At 40.7% G+C, this 21,382-nt stretch carries 18 protein-coding genes; all 18 read right to left on the reverse strand.

Annotation, left to right across the window (positions count from 1 at the left end; translation table 11 throughout):
* Positions 1-32: 32 nt before the first annotated feature.
* Positions 33-2,741 (reverse strand): FtsX-like permease family protein, encoded by a 2,709-nt coding sequence (locus ACLNCW_RS04580; protein ID WP_424845433.1) that lies wholly within the window; start codon positions 2,739-2,741, stop codon positions 33-35.
* A 1-nt stretch (position 2,742) separates the two neighbouring features.
* Positions 2,743-3,444: an ABC transporter ATP-binding protein gene (locus ACLNCW_RS04585; protein WP_000323357.1), complete on the reverse strand. Its 702-nt coding sequence runs from the start codon at positions 3,442-3,444 to the stop codon at positions 2,743-2,745.
* Between the two features lie 130 nt (positions 3,445-3,574).
* A complete protein-coding gene (locus tag ACLNCW_RS04590; RefSeq protein ID WP_424845434.1) occupies positions 3,575-5,986 on the reverse strand; it encodes a glycoside hydrolase family 95 protein in 2,412 nt (803 codons plus the stop codon).
* A 52-nt stretch (positions 5,987-6,038) separates the two neighbouring features.
* A complete protein-coding gene (locus ACLNCW_RS04595) occupies positions 6,039-6,731 on the reverse strand; it encodes a phosphoglycerate mutase (protein WP_000240129.1) in 693 nt (230 codons plus the stop codon).
* A gap of 238 nt (positions 6,732-6,969) precedes the next feature.
* Entirely contained in the window at positions 6,970-7,446 is a 477-nt protein-coding gene (locus ACLNCW_RS04600) for a hypothetical protein (protein WP_049546526.1), read from the reverse strand.
* Positions 7,447-7,459: 13 nt separating this feature from the next.
* Complete coding sequence (locus ACLNCW_RS04605; RefSeq protein ID WP_000837844.1) at positions 7,460-7,840, reverse strand: hypothetical protein; 381 nt, start codon at positions 7,838-7,840, stop codon at positions 7,460-7,462.
* A 401-nt stretch (positions 7,841-8,241) separates the two neighbouring features.
* Positions 8,242-11,034, reverse strand: coding sequence for an isoleucine--tRNA ligase (ileS, locus tag ACLNCW_RS04610; RefSeq protein WP_261051488.1), 2,793 nt, complete (start codon positions 11,032-11,034; stop codon positions 8,242-8,244).
* A gap of 251 nt (positions 11,035-11,285) precedes the next feature.
* On the reverse strand, positions 11,286-12,161 hold the full coding sequence (locus ACLNCW_RS04615; protein ID WP_001123209.1) for a DivIVA domain-containing protein: 876 nt from the start codon (positions 12,159-12,161) through the stop codon (positions 11,286-11,288).
* A gap of 8 nt (positions 12,162-12,169) precedes the next feature.
* Positions 12,170-12,955: an RNA-binding protein gene (locus tag ACLNCW_RS04620; RefSeq protein WP_049502425.1), complete on the reverse strand. Its 786-nt coding sequence runs from the start codon at positions 12,953-12,955 to the stop codon at positions 12,170-12,172.
* Positions 12,952-13,215, reverse strand: coding sequence for a YggT family protein (locus ACLNCW_RS04625; protein ID WP_000576496.1), 264 nt, complete (start codon positions 13,213-13,215; stop codon positions 12,952-12,954). Before ACLNCW_RS04625 ends, ACLNCW_RS04620 begins: the two co-directional genes overlap by 4 nt.
* On the reverse strand, positions 13,215-13,748 hold the full coding sequence (locus ACLNCW_RS04630) for a cell division protein SepF (RefSeq protein WP_000053356.1): 534 nt from the start codon (positions 13,746-13,748) through the stop codon (positions 13,215-13,217). The genes ACLNCW_RS04625 and ACLNCW_RS04630 overlap by 1 nt, the downstream gene beginning before the upstream one ends.
* 9 nt (positions 13,749-13,757) lie before the next feature.
* On the reverse strand, positions 13,758-14,429 hold the full coding sequence (locus ACLNCW_RS04635) for a YggS family pyridoxal phosphate-dependent enzyme (RefSeq protein ID WP_261027507.1): 672 nt from the start codon (positions 14,427-14,429) through the stop codon (positions 13,758-13,760).
* Between the two features lie 4 nt (positions 14,430-14,433).
* Complete coding sequence (gene ftsZ, locus ACLNCW_RS04640) at positions 14,434-15,690, reverse strand: cell division protein FtsZ (protein ID WP_000144254.1); 1,257 nt, start codon at positions 15,688-15,690, stop codon at positions 14,434-14,436.
* Positions 15,691-15,707: 17 nt separating this feature from the next.
* Positions 15,708-17,087 carry a cell division protein FtsA gene (ftsA, locus tag ACLNCW_RS04645; RefSeq protein WP_004257776.1) on the reverse strand — a complete coding sequence of 460 codons (1,380 nt, stop codon included), beginning with the start codon at positions 17,085-17,087 and terminating at the stop codon, positions 15,708-15,710.
* A gap of 215 nt (positions 17,088-17,302) precedes the next feature.
* Positions 17,303-18,007: a YwaF family protein gene (locus ACLNCW_RS04650; protein ID WP_049551303.1), complete on the reverse strand. Its 705-nt coding sequence runs from the start codon at positions 18,005-18,007 to the stop codon at positions 17,303-17,305.
* Between the two features lie 94 nt (positions 18,008-18,101).
* The gene (locus ACLNCW_RS04655) at positions 18,102-19,475 is read right to left on the reverse strand and encodes a UDP-N-acetylmuramoyl-tripeptide--D-alanyl-D-alanine ligase (protein WP_424845435.1); all 1,374 of its coding nucleotides are present in this window, start codon (positions 19,473-19,475) and stop codon (positions 18,102-18,104) included.
* Between the two features lie 84 nt (positions 19,476-19,559).
* Positions 19,560-20,603: a D-alanine--D-alanine ligase gene (locus ACLNCW_RS04660; RefSeq protein ID WP_424845436.1), complete on the reverse strand. Its 1,044-nt coding sequence runs from the start codon at positions 20,601-20,603 to the stop codon at positions 19,560-19,562.
* A 174-nt stretch (positions 20,604-20,777) separates the two neighbouring features.
* Positions 20,778-21,374 carry a recombination mediator RecR gene (gene recR, locus ACLNCW_RS04665; RefSeq protein ID WP_023946149.1) on the reverse strand — a complete coding sequence of 199 codons (597 nt, stop codon included), beginning with the start codon at positions 21,372-21,374 and terminating at the stop codon, positions 20,778-20,780.
* Between the last annotated feature and the right edge of the window lie 8 nt (positions 21,375-21,382).

A 21,382-nucleotide genomic window follows, 5' to 3' on the forward strand; every position in this document is an offset into this window, starting at 1 on the left:
AATATAAGTTCAATCAGATAAAAACAACTACCTTACTCTACAGATTTCAGGGCTTCAAGCATATCAACCTTTCTCAGATGATAATTGACAAAGAAACCAAGCAAGGTCAAAATGATGCTTACTGCTGCCACCGGGATGACATAGACTTCCCACCCTACCTGCGGATAAAAGAGAATAGTCGCAGGCGAAATCATTTGAATCAAAAATTGATGTAAATAGAAACCAGATACCAAACCAAGTACGATTCCCACAAGGGACAGCACAATCGTCTCACGGTAAATGTAGAGAGTGACTTCATTATTATGAAAACCGAGAACCTTGATAGTGGAAAGTTCACGGATTCTCTCAGCCACGTTAATGTTGGTCAGATTGTAAAGGATAACAATAGCCAACAGAACCGATACGATGACCAAGATGGTCATGGTCTGATTGAGTGAGCTAGCGACGGAGTCAAAGAGTCGAATGGCTGAAGCATTCTGGACAACGCTGGACACCGCAGCTTGATTCATAAGTAAGCCGGCCTGCCTTTCGATACTAGTTGCACTGGTATCCCTTAGCGAAACCAGATAAGTGTTGGCTTGGGGTAGCTGGCCGTAAATTTGCTCATAGCTAGCCTGACTCATATAAATAAAGTGACCAACGTAGTTCTCAGTAATAGCAGCAACCGTTAATTCCTTACCTTCAATTTCTAGAGTTTGTCCAACCTTGACACCTGCCAGCTGGGCAAGTTTAGCTGTAATAACGACGCCATCTTTTAATGTCATCTCCTGCTGACGATTTTGCAGATGAATAAAGGGAGTCAAATCCTCCTTCTCTGTCATCATAAGGGTAATTGTCTGAAGACCCGCCTTGCCTTTAAAATCCTTGTCTAGCGTCTTAGAATAAATTTTCTGGTAGGCTTGAATAGCCTGACCTTTCAACACTTCTTCTAGATTTGCCTTGTCTTGATTGGTCGCACTAAGATTTTCAGAGACAATCATTTGATACTGTTGGATTTGTTGAAACTGTCTATACGGAACTCCTGCTACAGAGGATTGAATTCCCAAACCTGCAAAGAGCAGAGCGACTGAACCTGCCACACCAAAGATCGTCATCAACATCCGCTGTTTATAACGGAAGATATTACGGGCTGTTACCTTATGGGTAAAACTGAGACGACGCCAGATAAAACCGATGCGCTCTAGTAAGATTTCAGCTCCTTTAACAGGAGGTTTAGGCAATAAAAGCTGGGCTGCTTCGTCATGAAGTTCCCTACGAGCTACCAAGTAGGCTGGTAGCACACTCGCCAACCAACTCAAGACAAGAGCCAGTAAGCTATAGGTCCAATAGAACTGAATCTGGGTTTCTCCCACCACCATGCCTTTTGTAATGACACTTGAAATCACACCGGCTAGTAAATAATGTCCAAGTATGCTACCTAGAGCTGTTCCGACAGTTCCAGCTACTAAACCGTAGAGGAGAAACTTGGCAATAATATCCTTGCTACGATAACCCAAGGCCTTAAAAATACCTGCATGTGTTCTCTCTTCATCCACAAAGCGAGTCATGGTTGTAAAGGTCACCATAGCTGCTACGGCATAAAGCACTACAGGAAAGATATTGCCCACTGCCCGAATACTGGCTGAAGCATTACTGTACATGAGGTAGCCTTGACCACCTGGCATGGTTTGCCGATTATAGACTTGATACCTTGGCTCCGCCAAATCATCCAAGGCTTGCTGATGTTTTTCTAGTTTTTCCTTTTCTTGGGCTAGATTTTGTTCAGCCTGCTTTAGTTTATCCTCTTCCTTACTCAATTCCTGCTTGGCTTGGGTAAGTTGAGCACTGGCCTGCTCTCTCTGAGTTTGAGGAAGCAAGGCTAGTTGACTTTCTTGAGCCTGTATACGAGCTTGAGCAGCTGCTAAACGGCGCTTGCCTTCCTGCAGATTAGTCTCAGCCTTATCAAGGGTTTCTTGGCCTTTGTCTAAAGACTCTTGGCCTTCTTTTTTCAAGAGTTGCAGACGTGCCTTGCCATTATCTGACAAAGCTTGTTCAAGGTCTTCCTGATGTTGCTTGGATTTTTCTTCATAAGTTGCTGAAAAGGCATTTAAACCTGACAAATCTTGATAATTTAAACGAGCTATATTGTAGACTTTCTGATCAAACTGACTAGGTAAAATGACCCCGTAGGCTGTCAGAGTCCCACTTCCACTTCCTGCGTAGCCCATATCTCGCTGGGAGAGGATTTCAGCTGAATCTACAAAACCAGTAATGGTATAAGTATGATCTTTTAAAGAGGAATGACCCTCTTCTTTTTCTTTAAAACTAATCTCCTGTCCCACGCTGTATTGGCCTTGCAAATGAGTGGCCAAAGCGATTTCCTTGTCTGACTGAGGAAGTCGTCCCTCTCTTAGCTGAAAGGTTGAAATTCGCTCTGGTTTGGAGTACAGTCGAATGGCATCCTGCCCATTCTCCATAGTCACATCTGTCAAATAGCCAAACTCAACCTCTGCGCCCTCTATCTGTTCTAGTTCTTCTTGATCTGTTTGATCCAAACCATAATTAGACATAACTGCCAAATCCAAGGTTTGAGCAGTTGTTAAATAAGCATTAGCTGTCGCCTCCATGTTGGGACTGGTTACTTTGAGACCTACTAGGGCTAGAGACCCCAACATCATCAAGGTCAAGATGGATAAAAAACGCCCCTTGGAGCCTGTGAAGGACTGAATTAAGTCCTTCCAATAGGTTTTTCGCTTGATCATGCTAGTACTCCAAACTGTCGATATCCTGAGGATGCTGGTTCATCACTACATCCTTGACACTGGCATCGTGCATATGAATCACGCGATCAGCAATGGGCGCCAAAGCTCCATTGTGAGTCACGATGATTACCGTCGCTCCCTTTTGACGAGACATATCTTGCAGAATTTTCAAGACTTGCTTGCCCGTCTGATAATCCAAGGCGCCTGTCGGTTCGTCACAAAGGAGAATTTTAGGATTTTTAGCTACCGCGCGTGCAATGGAGACTCGCTGTTGCTCCCCTCCAGAAAGCTGGGCTGGAAAGTTATTGAGACGATGAGCCAGACCTACATCTGTCAAGACCTGTTCAGGATTCAAGGCATCTGTCACGATTTCTGAAGCCAACTCCACATTTTCCTTAGCGGTTAGATTGGAAACTAGATTATAAAACTGAAAAACAAAGCCTACATCATTGCGACGGTAATTGGTTCTCTGGTGGGAACTATAATCTGCAATATTGGCACCATCAATCCAGATTTCCCCCTCATCATTGGTATCCATTCCCCCAAGAAGGTTAAGAACCGTTGACTTGCCTGCACCAGATGCACCTAGAATAATCACCAATTCACCCTTTTCAATCTCAAAATTCACATCGCGATTGGCCACAATCTCCGTGTCCCCAACCTGATAACGCTTGTAACAGTGTTTCATCTCAATATAAGCCATCAGACCCACCCTCTCTCAAACAAATTACTTCCTACTACCATTATAACGCTTTTTCAACTAGTTGGAAACTGCTTACATTCTTAAATCCTTATTAAAAGGCAGTATCAAATTACTGCCTTCTATCACCTTCTTAAAAATAAAATTGAACAAGATCACTTTCTGCTGTCGCCACTGAAATACAATCTTTCCCCATGCATTTCGCTTTTATTTTTTCTTGATTCACTTCAATCACACTTTTTTCAATATCTGGATAAGAGACTCGCAAATCTCCCCCACTTCTTGATAAAATGGTCAACTGTAAGAGTTTTTTATCCGCCCACCTCATGCTAACTTCAAAATGTCCACGTGCCATTAAGCCTGAAACGGAACCTGTTGACCATGCATCGGGTAGGGCGGCTAGAGGTACCAGATAAGCTGTATGAGACTGGAGTAACATTTCTGCCATTCCACTGCTAGCACCAAAATTACCATCTATCTGAAAAGGAGGGTGGCTACACCAAAGATTTGGCAAGGTAGATGACTTTAACTGCTCTGCTAATAATTTATGGGCTCGATTGCCATCTCCTAGACGCGCCCAAAGATTGATCTTATTGGCCTTAGACCAACCTGTGCCGCCATCTCCACGATCATTGAGACTAGCACGCGCGGCTTCAAGATACTCTTGTTCCTTGCAGCTAAAGAGATTGCCAGGATAGAGTCCCACTAAATGAGAAGCATGCCGATGCTGGGCCTCCACTTTTTCATTTTGAAAATGTTGCTCTTCCTCCTCATACCACTCCCTGATTCGACCAGATTGAGTGATTTGAAGAGGATTAAGCAAGTCAAACTTCTCCTTGACCTCAGTCAACAAAGCCTCATCCAGTCCCAATTCCTGAGCAGCCTGAATAAAATCATGAAATAACTGCCAAATTAGAGATTGGTCATAGGTATTGCCAATCGAAATCGGCCCATGTTCTGGCGAATAAGACGGAGAAGAGACCCAACGCTGCGCCTGCTGATCCTCATGTAAAAAATCATTCCAAAAACGAACGGTTTCCCTCAACATGGGATAAATTTTCTCCCTGAGATAGTCTTGATCCCTATAAAATGAATAGGCTTCATAAACAGTTTGCATCATCCAAGCATTGGCAGCTGGTGACCACCCCCAGTAATAATCCCAACCAGGTGCCGTCCAGCCAAAAGGAGTCGCTTGAGTATGAACCAGCCAACCATTCTCCTCACCTTTCTGAGAGACGATTCCTGCATACCTTGCAGCCGCTAGACGACCATAGACACGCAAATCATCTATATAGTTGATGACTGGAAAAGCCGTCTCTAGAAGATTAGTAACATAGGCTGGCCAATAATTCATCTGCAGATTGATATTCAGGTGATAGTCCGAATTCCAAGGAGGATTATCGACCGCATTCCAGACTCCCTGTAGGTTAGCTGGTAGAGCATCTGAGCAATCTCTAGAAGAACTAATCAATAAATACCGTCCATACTGGAAGAACAATTCCTCCAAAGCATGCCCCTCTTGTGGCTTATAATTTTTTAGCAAATTATCTGTAGTGGATGTGTCTACATCAGCTCCCAAATCCAATTGAACACGTTGGAATAAGGCTTGGTAATCCTGAATATGCCTTGATTTCAATTGGGCATAGCCCTTTTCTTTAGCTATCTCCACCAAGTCCTTAACCTGTTTCTCTAAATCTATTTTCTTGCGATAATTACTAGCAGGATTTTGGGCAAAATCAGTCTTAGCAGCCAAGAAAAGATTGGCATAACTGGCTCCTGATATCTGAGCCTTATCTGACCAAACTCTAATATCCCCATCTGTTTCCCAAGCTAAACAGCTAGCAAACTGCAGGTCATTGTCCTTAACTCTTCCCTTCATCAAGATATGAGAATCAGTAATATCCAACTTGCATTCCTTGTAATCAGATTTTTCCTCCTCATACTTTCCATCAGAAGCCAAATCACGACTTAGCGACAGTTCTATAGTAAAATCTAGAGTTTCCGCCCCTTCCTTAGTAAAGCGCTGAACCAAGAGATTATCTGGAAAACTCGCAAAAGCTTCACGTTCAAATTTCGTTCCCTTATAGACATAAGAAGTCGTCGCAAGCGCCTTACTGATATTCAGCTGTCTCTGGTAATTCGTCACCTGAGACAAAGTCTTTCCTTGCTTGCTAAACTCAATGTGAATATCCCCAAAGGATAGATAGGTCCCATATTGACTCGTTTTTGGCCCGATCAGGTGCTGTTCAGCCAGTTCCTTAGCCCGATTGTAATCTCTCTTTTCCAAAGCCTGCCGAATCTCAGCTAAAAAACCATACTGGTCCTGAAGATTTCCACCCTGATAATCTGAACTATCAGGAAGTGGACCACCAGACCAGAGACTTTTTTCATTGAATTGAATCCGCTCAGCCCCTATAAGCCCAAATATTTTTGCCCCTAAAGAACCATTGCCTATCGGTAAGGCCTCTTCTTCCCAACCCTTATATGTTGTTGACGCTGGTTGCTTGTAGGCCAATACATAATCTTGTTTTTTATTCCTTATCATACTACCATACTAACATAAAAAGCCTAGAAATCAATCCTAGGCTTACAATTTTTTATTTTCCAAGGTAGTATTCAGAAACTACGTTCAATTTTTCGTCAAATTCGAATACCAATGGTGGGAAGTTAGGGATTTCCACATCCATGATTTCGTCATCTGACAAACCTTTGATGTGTTTTACAAGAGCACGGATTGAGTTACCGTGAGCTCCTACGAATACGTTTTTACCATCTTTAAGAGCTGGAGCGATTTTATCTTCCCAGAATGGAAGGGCACGTTCCAAAGTCACTTTCAAGTTTTCAGCATCTGGAATAACTGAATCATCAAGTGAAGCGTAACGACGGTCTGTGTGAGCTGAGTGCTCATCATCACGATCCATATTTGGAGGCAATACATCGTATGAACGACGCCAGATGTGAACTTGCTCATCACCAAATTGTTCAGCAGCTTCAGCTTTGTTTTTACCAGTCAAACCACCGTAGTGACGTTCGTTCAAGCGCCATGATTTTTCAACTGGAACCCACAATTGGTCAGAAGCTTCAAGAGCCAAGTTAGTTGTTTTGATCGCACGTTTCAATACTGAAGTATAAGCTTGGTCAAATTCGATACCAGCTTCTTTGATCAATTTACCAGCGTCAATCGCTTGTTGTGTACCTTTTTCAGACAAATCAACATCAGCCCAACCAGTGAAAAGGTTAGCTTTGTTCCATTCAGACTCACCGTGGCGAGCAAAAACCAATTTTACCATTAGATGGATTCTCCTTTAAATTTTCCGAGGTTTCCCCTCGTTTATCTATTCTATTTTACACAATTTTTCACAAAAAAGCTAGTCAAAACCAAAAAGGAAAGAACTGTTTGGCAATCACATTGTTTTTGGTTATTTCTATTCTATCTTCATTATTTAACCTTTAAAAAACACCCCATTTTCTAACATTTGGGGTGTAATTTAACCAATTATTCTCAATTACTACAAAAAAATTTCTATCTTACTGTAGTTGAGATGTCAAAGTTTTCAACTGTTTTTGCAAATTGTCTCTAAAGTCTTTCAATTGTTGAGACAATTTTGATTTATCATCTTCCTTGAGCTCAGTAGACCCTAGCAAATCATATATTTTTTTCTGCGCATCGAATAATTTTTGAGTTGACTCTTTTAGTTTGGTAAACGACTCATTATTTTCCATAGCTGTGCCTTTGAAACTTTCCTCAGCTTTAGTAAAATAATCATCAAAAATCTTTTTATAAAGATCTATATAATCTGCATAAGTACGTATTGATTCAATCGCATCGTCTGTTACAACCGGTGTATCAAGAGTGATTGTTTCTTTTGAGGTATTAGATGTTGCTACTGTCTTCTCATCATTACTTGTTGAAGTAGTCTTTGAATTTTGTACTCCACATGCAACGAGAAGAGAAACAGATAATAGAACTATTCCTAGACCGATAAACTTTTTTGTTCTTTTCATGCCAAAATACCTTTTATTCTTCTGATTTGAATTTCTTCAATGTTGCAAGGAATAGAGATCCTCCAATAATGGCAAGAATCCCCCCAACCCATCCTAAGAATGGAATGAGACTAACTCCACCAGAAACAATCATTAATACAGACGGAGCTGCACCTACACGATTATCTCCTTTATAGTAAACAATAGCAATGATACCAAGAACAAGATTTGCAATCTTCAAGGCATTCAAGAGTAAGGCAACACCTGAAACAGCCCCTGCAGTAGCTCCTCCATTAAGAGTTGTAGCAGCTGTATTTACCGCTGTTCCCAACAAGACAAAAGGACCAATAAGAAGTAAAATTCCTCCCACAAGACCGACGATACCACTAATTAAAGCAAGTGTTTTTGATTTCATAATAAAATCTCCTTTTTATTTTTTTTCAAATAAAATTGTATCATATTTGCTAAAAAAAAAAAGTATTTTCTGATATTATAAAATAAAAATTTGTATAATATGAAATAAAATATAATACTTTTTAGAAATCAAAAGCAATTACACAAATTTATTATTGTAAAAATGTGACACAATTTTCCAATCTTATCCGCAATATCAAATTCGTATTTTATCTTACTGCTGTTAGCTTGCTAAGTTTCTCTTTGATTCTTGTTGAGTATAAAAAGTCACACCTCGCAAATTTTCAAAATAAATAAAAACGCATCGTATCAGGTGTTCACAAGCTTGATACAATGCGTTTAATAGACTATAAAATTAGTTGTCTTTTCTTCTCAAATTGAGTTTTCCTAGACTTTTCAACCTTATTTCTCTTCAAATCCTTCTGCGACTGCTTCCGCAAAGTTTTCTTCTACGATGCTTGCACAGTGGTCACAGATGACTGCGTGGTAGCTACGTTCTGCTGTTGTTGGGTCGATACGACGGCAACGGTCACAGACATCACCTGCAGCGCGTTCTACTGTGAAGGCTACATCTTCGAAGCTAACAGCAGCTTCTGGAGCTGGTCCTTCTGCGATAGTCAAGTCTGACACGATTAAAAGTTGAGCCACATTGCTGTTTACTGCTTCGAGTAGAGTTTTCACCACTTCATTTGGGTAAACTGTCAAGTGTGCTTCAAGTGATTTACCGATAACTTTGGCATTACGAGCCTCTTCCAAGGCTTTTTGAGCTTGTCCACGGAAGTCCATGAAGGCTGCCCATGTATCCAAGATTTCTTCTTGATTAGCAAAAGTTTGTGCTTCTGGCAATTCTGACAATTGAACGAAGTCTTCTGCTTCAAACTCAAGGTATGACCAGATTTCCTCTGCTGTATGAGGAAGGATTGGTGTCAAGAGTTTGGTGATTTTCACAAGAATGTCATAGAAGACAGTCTGCATTTGACGGCGTTCCAGTGATTTGGCACCTTCGATGTAAACAACATCTTTAGCAAAATCAAGGTAGAATGCTGACAAGTCAACGTTGATAAAGTTCACTAGTGCTTTATAGATTGTCAAGAATTCAAAGTTTGCATAAGCATCACGAATGGTCTTGACAAGCTGGTTAAAGCGAATCGTCATGTACTTATCAACTGAACGAAGTTCATCGTAAGCGACTGCATCTTGAGCTGGGTTAAAGTCAGATGTATTGGCAATCAAGAAACGAAGGGTGTTACGAATCTTACGGTAAGTTTCAGAGACTTGGCTCAAGATATCCATAGAGATACGCACGTCGTTGGTTGAGTCTACACTTGTTACCCAAAGACGCAAGATTTCAGCACCAAATTGTTTTTCAACATCGCTTGGAGCAATGGTATTTCCAAGAGATTTAGACATCTTCTCACCTTTACCGTCAAGTGCAAAACCTTGTGACAAGATTTGTTTGTAAGGTGCTACGCCATGGTTAGCAACTGAGGTGATGAGCGATGAGTTGAACCAACCACGGTATTGGTCAGAACCTTCTAGGTAAAGGTCTGCTGGGTAAGTCAACTCTGGACGGTTTACTACAACTCCATTCCATGATGAACCTGAGTCAAACCAAACGTCCATGATATCAGTTTCTTTTTTGAACTCGCCGTTTGGTGAACCTGGATGAGTAAATCCTTCTGGCAAGAGGTCCTTAGCATCACGTTCCCACCAAATGCTTGAACCATGTTCCTCAAAGAGTTGAGCCACGTGTTCAATCGTTTCAGCAGTCATGATCGCTGTACCGTCTTCAGCGTAGAAGATAGGAAGTGGAACACCCCAAGCACGTTGACGAGAGATAACCCAGTCGCCACGGTCACGAATCATATTGTAAAGACGGACTTTACCCCATTCTGAGTGGAATTTCACTTTTTCAATTTCATCCAAGATTTCTTGGCGGAATTTAGAAACTGAGGCAAACCATTGTGGTACTGCACGCCAGATGATTGGTTTCTTAGTACGCCAGTCAAATGGGTATGAGTGAGAGATTTCTTCTTGGGCAAGAAGGAGGTTACCAAGTTTCTCGATAACAGTTGGAACTACCTTTTCATAGAATTGACCTTCAAACTCAGGACCAGCATTCTTCATCATGATACCACGTTCGTCAACAGTCACTGCGACTTCAAGACCATTAGCAATACCGACATTGTAGTCATCCTCACCAAAACCAGGGGCTGTGTGGACGATACCTGTACCAGAATCAGTTGTAACGTGGTCACCAAGAATAACCAATTCATCTACAGCTGTATCCCATGGGTGTTCTGTTACGATATGGTTGAGTTCTTGACCACGGTAAGTTGCCAAAACTTGAACATCAGCCCAACCAAATTTCTCAGACAAGCTAGTCAATAATTCTGCAGCAACCACAAACTTACGAGCTTCACCAGCAGGTTGAACCAAAACGTAATCAATATCTGCACCAACAGTCAAACCACGAGAAGCTGTGATGGTAAATGGAGTTGTTGTCCAGACTACGATATAAGTATCTGTATCTAGAACACCTTTGCCATCTTTTACCTTGTTGGCATAGTAAAGGGAAGTTGAAACCAAATCATGGTATTCAATCTCTGCTTCAGCAAGAGCCGACTCAGATGACCAAGACCAGTAAACTGGCTTAGCACCACGGTAGATATAACCTTTATTAGCCATCTCACCAAATACACGGATTTGAGCTGCTTCATAGTCAGGAGTCAAAGTCACATATGGATTTTCCCAGTCACCAGAAACACCCAAACGTTTAAAGTCTTCACGTTGTTTATCTACTTGAGAAAGAGCATATTCACGGCAAAGTTTCAAGTACTCAACCAAGTCCATTTCTTTGCGTTTGATACCTTGTTTTGCCAAAACTTGCTCGATTGGCAGACCATGTGTATCCCAACCTGGAATATAAGGAGCATAAAATCCTGACATAGACTTAGAACGAACAATGATATCTTTTGAAATCTTGTTCATAGCGTGTCCAACGTGAATATTTCCGTTCGCGTATGGAGGACCATCATGCAAGGTGAAATGAGGTTTTCCTTGGTTCAATTCTTGACGACGTTGATAAAGTTTTGCATCTTCCCATTCCTTTTGCCAAACTGGCTCTTTGGTAGGAAGGCCTGCACGCATTGGGAAAGCTGTTTTCCCAAGGTTAAGGGTATCTTTGAGTTTCATGGTATCTCCTTTATAAATAATAACAAATTAAAAACCACGACTTCCAAAAAGGACGAAAATCGTGGTACCACCTTTATTCGAAAAAAGACTCAGCTTTTTTCCTCTTATCCCGTAACGTGGGGAACGTCAAATCTTACTTCATTCAGACTTGATTGTTTGAGAGGATAATCTTATCATTAGGGAATGCAGGACTTACACCATCTCCTGCTCGCTGGAAATATAAGGATAAGATATTGTTCTCAGATCATTTCTTATAAAATTGTAACAGATTCTTGCGGTGCTGCAAAACCTGGTTCTGAGTTTACAGCTTCAGTAGCTGGTGTTGGTCCTGAGTAATGGCTTGGAGCTACTTCTGGCTCTTCATACATTGGACCAACTGGATGAGCTGGACTTTCTTCAACAACCGGAGCTGGTGAAACCACTTGTTCCTGCTCAGCTCTTGCTTCGGCTTCTGCAAGTTCCTTATTAGCCGCTTCGATACGCGCTTGCAACTCAGCCATTTCCTCGGGAGAAAACTGGCGAGTAATATCAATTGGTTCTTCCTCTGGATGTTGTTGCAAGACAGAGTCACCTAAGACTTCGCTGACCACTTCTTTGAAAGCTTCATCACTTGTCTGAAGATAAGTCGCTGTTGGGCGAAGAATATCTTCCCAATCTGAAGATTCAACAATTGCTAACTGGCTCTCAATTGTAGATTTAAGACGTTGATGGAAGACACGACTCTTGTTCTTCAATTCTTCTGTTTCAACAGCAACTTTCTTAGCATTGTCAGTTGCTTGACGAAGAATTTCATTTGCCTTGTACTTAGCTTCTTCCAACAAACGTTGGGCATCTTGCTCTGCTTGTTGGATAATATTGTTTGAACGTTCCGTTGCAGCTTGTTTTACTCGCTCTGCTGTATCTTGTGCAATCAATACAGATTGACTCAATGAATCTTTCATCTCATCAAAGTAAGACAAACGCTCTTCCAAACTCTTAATATGTAAATCCTTATCATGATTAGAGCGAACCAAATCTTCATAATCACGGACTACAATATCTAAAAACTCATCTACTTCTTCTTGATCAAACCCTCTGAAGCGTGTGCTAAAAGTTTTATCTTTGATTTCTAACGATGTAATTGGCATATTTTTCCTCACTTACTTAATAACAATTGGACCGTTAATTTCTTTTTATCTTTTTTTGTTTGCCCATTATCCCTAACGAGTTTCAATCGACCAAATTTCCTAACACTAATCAAATCACCAACTTGAACTGCATAATCTGATTTTTCAACTAAATGGTAATTAACTTGGACTGCCTGTTTTTCAATTAACTGACTTGCCTGATTTCTAGACAGCTTGAAGACACCTGCTAGAAAAACATCTAATCTAGAACTAGCAATACAAATATCTAATTCTTGATAATCTTCTACTGTAGCAATTCTCTCAGTAAAATCCCGTTCTTCTAGACGAACCGGTAAACGAGCAATTTTCGTAATGCCGTCTTGAAAAAGGAGCATAAACTGTCGATTAATGATAATCTGTGCTCTCTCTTCGTTGACTAAGATATCACCAAATAGCTTCCTATCAATTCCCAGCTTGTTTAAAACAGTCCCTAATATTTTTGCATGTGTTAACCGCTCAAACTTATTAGGATAAACAATTTCTTGCAAGGAAAGTTCAAAATCAGAGAATTCCGGCTCAAAATAATCAGGATACAGGAGTACCCGTACATATTCAGTTTCAAGAAACTGCCGACTGCTCATGTAGGAGATGCCGTTGGTTGATGCTAGAACCTTTAAAATCTTTTCTTGATGGGGATTTACAAAGGGTGTTAAAAAAGGAGAATAAGAATCTTCTACCTTTTTTATCCATTCTACTCCCTTATCAATAAAAGACGAATCATTCTTAGAAAAGTGTTGATAAATCATCTTGTTCATAGAAAGATCACTAAAAGTCGAATCAACTGCTCCCCTAGGAAGTGAACTAGTAATACCGCAATCCAGACAGATAAGTCAAGACCTGCAATCTGGAGGGGTAAACGTTGCAAGGGAGCTACTATCGGTTTCACTAAACTAATAATCAAGCGTCCAAGACGTGATTCATAAGCATTGGGAAACCAAGACATCAGAGCAAACACGATTAAAATCAGTGAATAGATATCCACTGCATTTTGAACAAAACGAATGAGAAAGATCATTATCTCACTCTCGTACGTTTCATATCAAAGCCAAATTCACCATTTTGTGATTCATCTGGAATTTTGATGTCTTCAATATTGACGACAACATCAACTGGTGTCAGCAGGTACATAGTAGATGCTACCTTTTTCATGTTACCAGCTAAAACATGGCGTGCCCCGTCCAGATAATCCAAACAACGACGTGCTTGAACTTCTGTCATATATTGGAAATCAATCAAAATACTTTCGTTACCAGCTAATAAATCAACAATATCTGTGGCATCTTCGTATTTACGTGGATAACGAACATCAATTGTCACCTTATCAGTAGAACGTTGACTTTGCATAGCCAACTCTTGTTGACGGGCATGAAGACGAGTGATGTTTTTATCTTTAGATGGCGTGCTACCAGCTTGTTGAGGCAACTCTTGAACAGAAGGGACTGGAGTCACAATTGGCTCTTCAGCTTTAGGCTGATATGCAGTACCAACATCTTCTCCATCTTCTGTAAAATAATCTATAAATTTATCAAATCTATCTTTTAAAGACATATTTCTTTCCTATTTAAAAAATGCTGAACCAATTCTGACAAATGTTGAGCCAAATTCAATCGCTTCCTTGTAGTCACGACTCATACCCATACTCAAGTCCGTCATTGGCATATTGGGAATTTGTTTTTCTCTAATTTCTAGTTGCAAATCCTGCGTAGCTTTAAAAATCTCTTTCAACTCATCACTACTAGCTTCAAAAGGAGCCATGGTCATCAAGCCGACATATTCGATTTTATCTAAGGTGGCCAACTCTGGCAAGAGCTCCAATAGTTCTTCCTTTGAAAAACCATGTTTGCTCTCTTCCCTTGAGATATTCACTTGTAAGAAACACTTAACAACTCGGTCACTTCTTTTTTGAATTTCCTCTGCTAGCTTTAATGAATCCAAAGCGTGGAAATAATCAACGTACTGAATGACATCTTTAACCTTGCGTCTTTGCAATGTTCCAATCAAATGCCAGGTAATATTTCTACCTTTTAAAGCTTCATATTTCTCAAGAAATTTATCCACACGATTTTCACCAATATGATGCACACCTAGCGGAAGCAAAGCCTCCGCTGTCGGTACGTCTACATATTTTGTAACAGCAAGAACCGAAACAGAATTGGCTTCTCTTCCTGCCTGCTGACTTGCATCTTTTATTTGTTGAAAAACACGTTCTGTATTTTCTTTCAAATTCATTTACTTAACGATTTTTGAAAAATGGAGGAGTGTCTAATTCATCCTCATCGTGTAAAGATGGCGCTTCGAAACGTTCAACTGGTGATACCACTGAATCAGTTGGTCGAACAATTGTCTCACGACGCAGGTCCCAATCACCAAATGCTGAAGATTGAGAAGTTTCTGTACGACGAGGTGCTGGACTTGGAATTTCTGCAGTTTCAGCCATATCAAAGTGACGATTATGATTGTGTGCATGACTGGGACTTGCTTGCTCATGACGAACAGCTTGTCTTGGTGCATGACCAACAACTTTTTCAACACGATCTTGACGAACACCAGTTGCAACGACTGTAACACGGATTTCATCTTTCATGTTTTCATCGATTGATGTTCCGAGCCAGATGTTCACTCCTTGACCAGCAGCTTGGTTGACAATTTCTGAAGCTTCTTCTGCTTCAATCAAAGTCAAGTCAAGACCACCAGTAACGTTGACGATGACATCCTCAGCTCCGTCAATAGTTGTTTCAAGAAGTGGTGAGTAGATTGCCTTACGAGCTGCTTCTACCACACGTTCTTCACCACTACCGATACCAATACCCATTAGAGCGTTCCCTTTATTTGCCATAACTGTTTTCACATCGGCAAAGTCAAGATTAATCAAACCAGGATTTGTAATCAAGTCAGTAATTCCTTGAACACCTTGGCGAAGCACATTATCTGCTTCGCTAAGAGCTTCAAGAAGCGGCGTTTTCTTATCAACAATTTCAAGCAAGTTGTTGTTTGAAATAATCAATAGAGTATCTACATGTTCGCGAAGTTGATTGATTCCTTCTACAGCATATTGGCCACGTTTGCTTCCTTCAAAACCGAAAGGACGTGTCACAACACCAACTGTAAGAGCACCTAAATCTTTAGCAATGCGGGCAATAACAGGAGCTGCACCCGTACCTGAGCCACCTCCCATACCTGCAGTGATGAAGACCATATCTGCTCCAGTAATAGCTTGAGTCAAGGCTTCTTCGCTTTCTTCGGCTGCCTTTTGACCGATTTCAGGTCGACCGCCAGCACCCAAACCACGAGTCAATTTAGGACCTAACTGAATTACAGTCTCAGCTTTTGTACTACTCAAAGCTTGTACATCTGTGTTTGCTGCGATAAATTCTACGCCTGCAACACCTTCGTCAACCATGCGGTTAATGGCGTTACCGCCACCTCCACCAACACCGATTACTTTAATAACTGCACCTTGAGCTGCTGCTGTATCAAATGAAAATGTCATAGTTTATTTTTCCTCTTTTATTCATCAAACATGCTTCCGATTAAGCCACGGAAACGATCTGCGATTTTTGGTTTATTTTGAGAAGATACTTTATCTTCTTTCGGAGCAACTACGTTCGTAGAAGCTGATTGCTCTACCTCAGTATTTTGAACTGGTTGAATAGGGGTAGGTTGTGCTACTTGCGTAACGCGTTGAATCATCCCACCAAAATTAATTGGTTGGTGACGCAAAGTATCCTCACCCTTGACTGCTCTTTGTGCTAATAAATGCACCTCAGTCAATTGACCAGCAAATTCAGATAAGCTAATCACATGAGCGAAGGCAGGATTACGGATTCCAACTTGATTTGGAACGTAAAGTTTGACACCAACGCCAAATACTTCCTGTGCAAGTTCTACAACACCTGGTAAAATAGCATTTCCACCAATCAGAACAATCCCACCTGGAAGATCCAACAAATGTCTTCTTTCCAACTCTTGTTTGATTTGTTCAAAAATGTGCTTAATGCGGGCTGAAATAATCTCTGCTAGGTAGCTTTCTGTAACTTCTACAGGCTCTACTTCTCCAATTACTTCAACTTGGAATGTTTCATTGCTTGCAAGTGAAGGGTAGGCTTCACCATAGTTCAATTTCAATCCTTCAGCTAGTTTTTGTGAAGTCTTCAAGACTTTAGAGATATCTTTTGTGACATAATCTCCACCTTCTTGAAGAATATTTGTAAACTGGAGTTCTTGGTTACGGATTGTAGCAACAGTTGTTTGGCCTGCTCCCATATCAATCACAGTAGCTCCAAATTCACGCTCTCCTTCGTTCAAGACTGAACGAACCAAAGCCAATGGTGAAATAATAATATTTTCAACTTGAACACCTGAGCGCTCAACTGTCTTGCGTAAATTGTGAAGAATAGTACGTGGACCTGTGTAAAGCAAACCACGCATTTCAAGACGAACCCCCATCATACCACGTGGGTCACGAATACCTTGGAAACCATCTACGATAAATTCTTCTGGAATAAAAGTAATGACTTCACGATCTGGTGTCATACTCTTTGTCAAGGCTGATTTAACAACATTTTCAACATCTTGATCTGTAATTTCTTTTGTATCAGATGTAACTGGAATCATACCTTGAGTTGGTTCTACTTGCAAAAGATTTCCAGGCAAACCAACATTCACTGATTTGATTGAAATGCCAGCTTTCTCTTCTGCTTGGGAAATAGCTGACTTGATAGCAGTTGCTGCTGCTTCAATATCAACGATAATCCCATCCTTTACACCTTTACTCTTGGCATTACTTACACCAATTACGTTTAGTTCACCATTTCTATGCTCGGCAACCAATACTTTAATCGAATTAGTTCCGATATCTAAGCCTGTAAAAAAACCATCTCTAGCCATTACATCGCATCCTCTCTCTTCCAAGTTTCAAACTTCTATTCAATATAGCTAAAATAGGGCATAGCTATTCACAGAATATTATAACACAAAAAATCCAATCGTGCTTAGTTTTTCCTAAATTTACTTACCATTTTTTCACATTCTTTCCTTAGCTTTTTTTTATTTTCCAAACAAGTTATAAAAAATCAGATTTATGAAAAAAAGAAAGCTCATTTCTAAGCTTTCTTTGCAATCATTTTTTCTGCTTCTTGCTCTAAAAATAGTTCCAAGATTTTCTTTGTTAACGTAATCGCTGCTGATAAGGCCAGGGAAACGATTAAATAATTAGCTACTAAGCCATGGTCTCCAACCAATGGTGGTTTTGTCAAGAATCCGTAATCTCCACCTGTTACTAAATTGACCACAAAAATCAAGGCATTTAGTGCAAAGGTCATGAGAAAAATTCCCTTCACATCCAGCAATCGCGCGTTATACTGTCTCAATAGATAAACTAGAGAGTTCCCCAAGAGAGCTAAGTGGCCAAAGATAAAGGATAAAATCGCAATATGCGGGAATGGATAAGGATCTGGCACTGGATAAACAAAGGCTGCTAATGTCCCAAATGTTCCTAGTAATGCAAAATACTGCCGATATTTGGACTGACCAGGAAGCAAAAGCACCACAAACATAGCCATACGGCAATGGTAAAAGGGTAAGCTTTCTGACAATGGCATATGATTAACCCCGTACCATCCATAAAGAAGGATTAACTGAACTGCCTGCAAGATTTGGAAAAATCGTTGATAAGCCTTCTTTTCACGATAACGATAGGCTGTATAAAAGGTCAAAGCCAAGAGTGTAAATATACTGACATACCAAAAAAGGTCAAATTTGGGTGGTTCTGTTGCTTGGGTCGTAAAGAAAATATCCCATAAATTCATCTAGTCTTCCTCATGATTCAAAATTTTCCTGCATTTTATTATACCATGCTATTTGTCAAAAATGGATTTAGAAATACGTAAATGTTTGACAAAATCACTTGGCTTCATTTTCTAAACTTTCTACCAACTTGGCTAGATTCATAGAGTTAGAGCCTTTGAGCAAGATTTGGTCATTGACTCCAAGGCTTTCTTTAACCTGCTTGACTAGGTCTTCAAATTGGTCTTGGTCTTCTGTTTTCTTGAAGTAGTAAACGTGGCCGATTGGGAACATTTGACTAGCCAATTGGGCTAATTCAGCAATGTCTTCTCCATAGAAAATAACGGTATCAAGCACATCTGGAGAAAGGCTCAAAATCATCTGGTTATGGAGTTGAATAGACTGGTCACCAAGTTCCTTCATATCCGCCAAGACAGCAATTTTCTTGCCACCTTCATTGGCTGGAATGGCAGAGAAAGTCTCTAAAATCAACTTCATAGCAGTTGGATTGGCATTGTAAACATCTGATAGGATATCTGCTCCATTGGCTGCTTTCTTCCATTCGGTACGGTTACGCGTCAATTCAAGATTTTGGAAAGCCTTATGAATTTGCTCCTCTGAAACCCCTTCTTGTAGGGCAACATAAGACGCAATCATAGCATTGGTGGCATTGTACTTACCAGTCACTGGCAAATCAAGGGCTTGCTCCAAGAAATTGGCCTTAAAGGTCAAGCTATCCTTACACTCAACCAAGTCGGTAATTTCCAACTCTGCTCCTTGGCCAAAACGAACTACCTTTTTATCAGTTGGCAAGTAGTCCTCTACAATAGTGTCAGCTGGCGCTAAAAGCAAGGAATTCGAAGACATCCCGTCTGCAATTTGCATTTTTCCTTTAGCAATTTCAGAACGGTCTTTAAAAAAAGCCAAATGGGCTTCTCCAACCAAGGTCACGATGGCTGTTTTTGGACGAGCCAATTCTGACAAGAGATGAATATCTCCCAAGTGATCCTGTCCCATCTCCAAGACCAACTTTTCTGTTCCTTCAGGCATATGGAGAACTGTGTAAGGAAGGCCAATCTCATTATTGTAGTTGCCTTGTGTTTTGTAGGTTTTGTAGGTTGTTGATAGCAGGTGCGCCAACATGTCTTTGGTTGTTGTTTTACCATTTGAACCTGTAACAGCAAAGACATCAACTGCTGTTTTTTCAAGATAGTAGGCAGCTAGGGTTTGAAAGGCTGTCAAGACATCATCTACTAGAATATAGGGATGATTTGCGATTTCTTTCTCAGACAGGGTTACAGCAGCACCATTTTCAAAGACTGTTTCGATAAAGTCATGACCATCACGCGCACCTTTGAGAGGAACAAATAAATCTCCTGTCGCAATCAAACGACTGTCAAACTCAGCTTTTTCTAACTGGGTGTCCTCAAAGATGCTGATATCATTTTTAGCTCCTACAACTTGAGCCACTTCATGGATTGTTAATTTCATTTCTACTCCTTTAAAAAGGGTTGAAATCCGAGAACTAAAATCACCTTGCAGTGATGGTTCTGGTTTCTACCCTCTCTTTCATTTTTATAGTAAATGCGCTTCGCGCTTGTCAAAACTTTCCTTGGCAAGATCAACCAATCGCTCGATTAGTTCTGGGTAGCTGATTCCCATATTGTCCCAAAGTAGTGGGTACATAGACCACTGGGTGAAACCTGGCATGGTATTAAGCTCGTTTAGGAAAATCTCTCCCTTATCTGTATAGAAGAAATCGCATCGAGATAGACCGAGTCCACCAATGGCACGGAAAGCAGTTTCTGCATTCTGACGCATGACAGCTATCACATCATCACTGATTTTGGCTGGGATGTCCATAGTAATCTTGTTGTCAATATACTTGGCATCGTAGTCATAAAAGGCAACATCCTTGACTACTTCTCCTGGTAGCGTACTCTTGACATCGTAGTTACCCAGTAGCCCAACCTCGATTTCACGGGCATTCACTCCTTGTTCTACCAAGACACGGCTATCATATTGGAAGGCAAGTTTCAAGGCTTGACGGAGTTCGTCTTGATTTTCAGATTTGGAAATACCGACACTTGAACCCATGTTTGATGGTTTTGTGAAGACTGGATAAGTCAATTTTTCTTCCACTTCAGCAATTTTAGCAGTCATATCATCCCCTTCAACGATAGCCACATAAGGAACTTGTGCAATACCAGCAGATTCCAGAACACGCTTGGTCGTGATTTTATCCATGGCAAGGCTAGATGACAAAATGTTGCAACCAACATAAGGCATTTTCAAAACTTCAAGGAATCCTTGAACAGAGCCGTCTTCTCCCATTGGGCCATGAAGGACTGGAAAGACCACTGCTCCCTCTTCGTATATAGCACTTGGTGCAACTTGCTTATCCCAATCAATTGTTTCATTGGTCATAAGACGGTCCTCTTGACCTGGAGTATGGCTAAATTCTTGCGTTTTAATAAAATCACCCGACTGGCTGATGAAGAAAGTCTTGACTGTGAAACGGTCGTAGTTGACCGCACGCATCACACTCTCAGCTGAAAGAACAGAGACTTCACGCTCTGCACTACGTCCACCGTATAAAAGAATAATCGTTTGTTTCATATTATTTGTTCCAATTCTAATAGAATACTCGTTCTTTAGTATATCATATTTGCTTCTTTTTTGAAACTTGAACCTGATACTGGTCTCCAATAAATCTAAAAAGAGACCGATAAAACAACTGTCGGTCTCCTTGATTTTTGTCTAAATAAATTGAGTGTGTTAATTTGTCTAGACTTACAACTCTGTTCGATTTTCAATGGCTCGTAAGAGTGTCACTTCGTCCGCATACTCAATATCCGCTCCGACAGCGAGACCTCGCGCTAGACGCGTAACCTTGATACCAGCTGGCTTGAGCAAACGTGAAAGATACATCGAAGTCGCTTCCCCGTCCGCTGTAGCATTGGTCGCCACAATCACTTCTGAAACTTCACTATCCATAAGACGAGTCATAAGGCTCTTGAGATTGATATCATCTGGACTGATACCATTCATGGGAGAAATAAGACCATGTAAGACATGATAGAGCCCGTGGTATTCTTGGATATTCTCCATGGCTGCCACATCGCGACTATCTTCGAGAACTAAAATCGTTGTCTGGTCACGAGTCGGATCGATACAGATAGAGCAAGGATCGTCATCAGTCAGGCGACCGCAGATGGAACAGTAGGTCAGCTCTCTCTTAGCAGAAAGGAGATTTTTAGCAAATTCATTGACATCGTCATCAGACATTCCAATAGTATAGAAGGCCAGACGGGTAGCCGTCTTAATCCCGATACCCGGTAACTTCGAATAACTGTCAATTAGCTTAGCAATAGGTGTTGGATAAAGCATACGTTCCT

The organism is Streptococcus sp. CL6.22 (assembly GCF_049738055.1).
Taxonomy (GTDB): domain Bacteria; phylum Bacillota; class Bacilli; order Lactobacillales; family Streptococcaceae; genus Streptococcus; species Streptococcus mitis_DJ.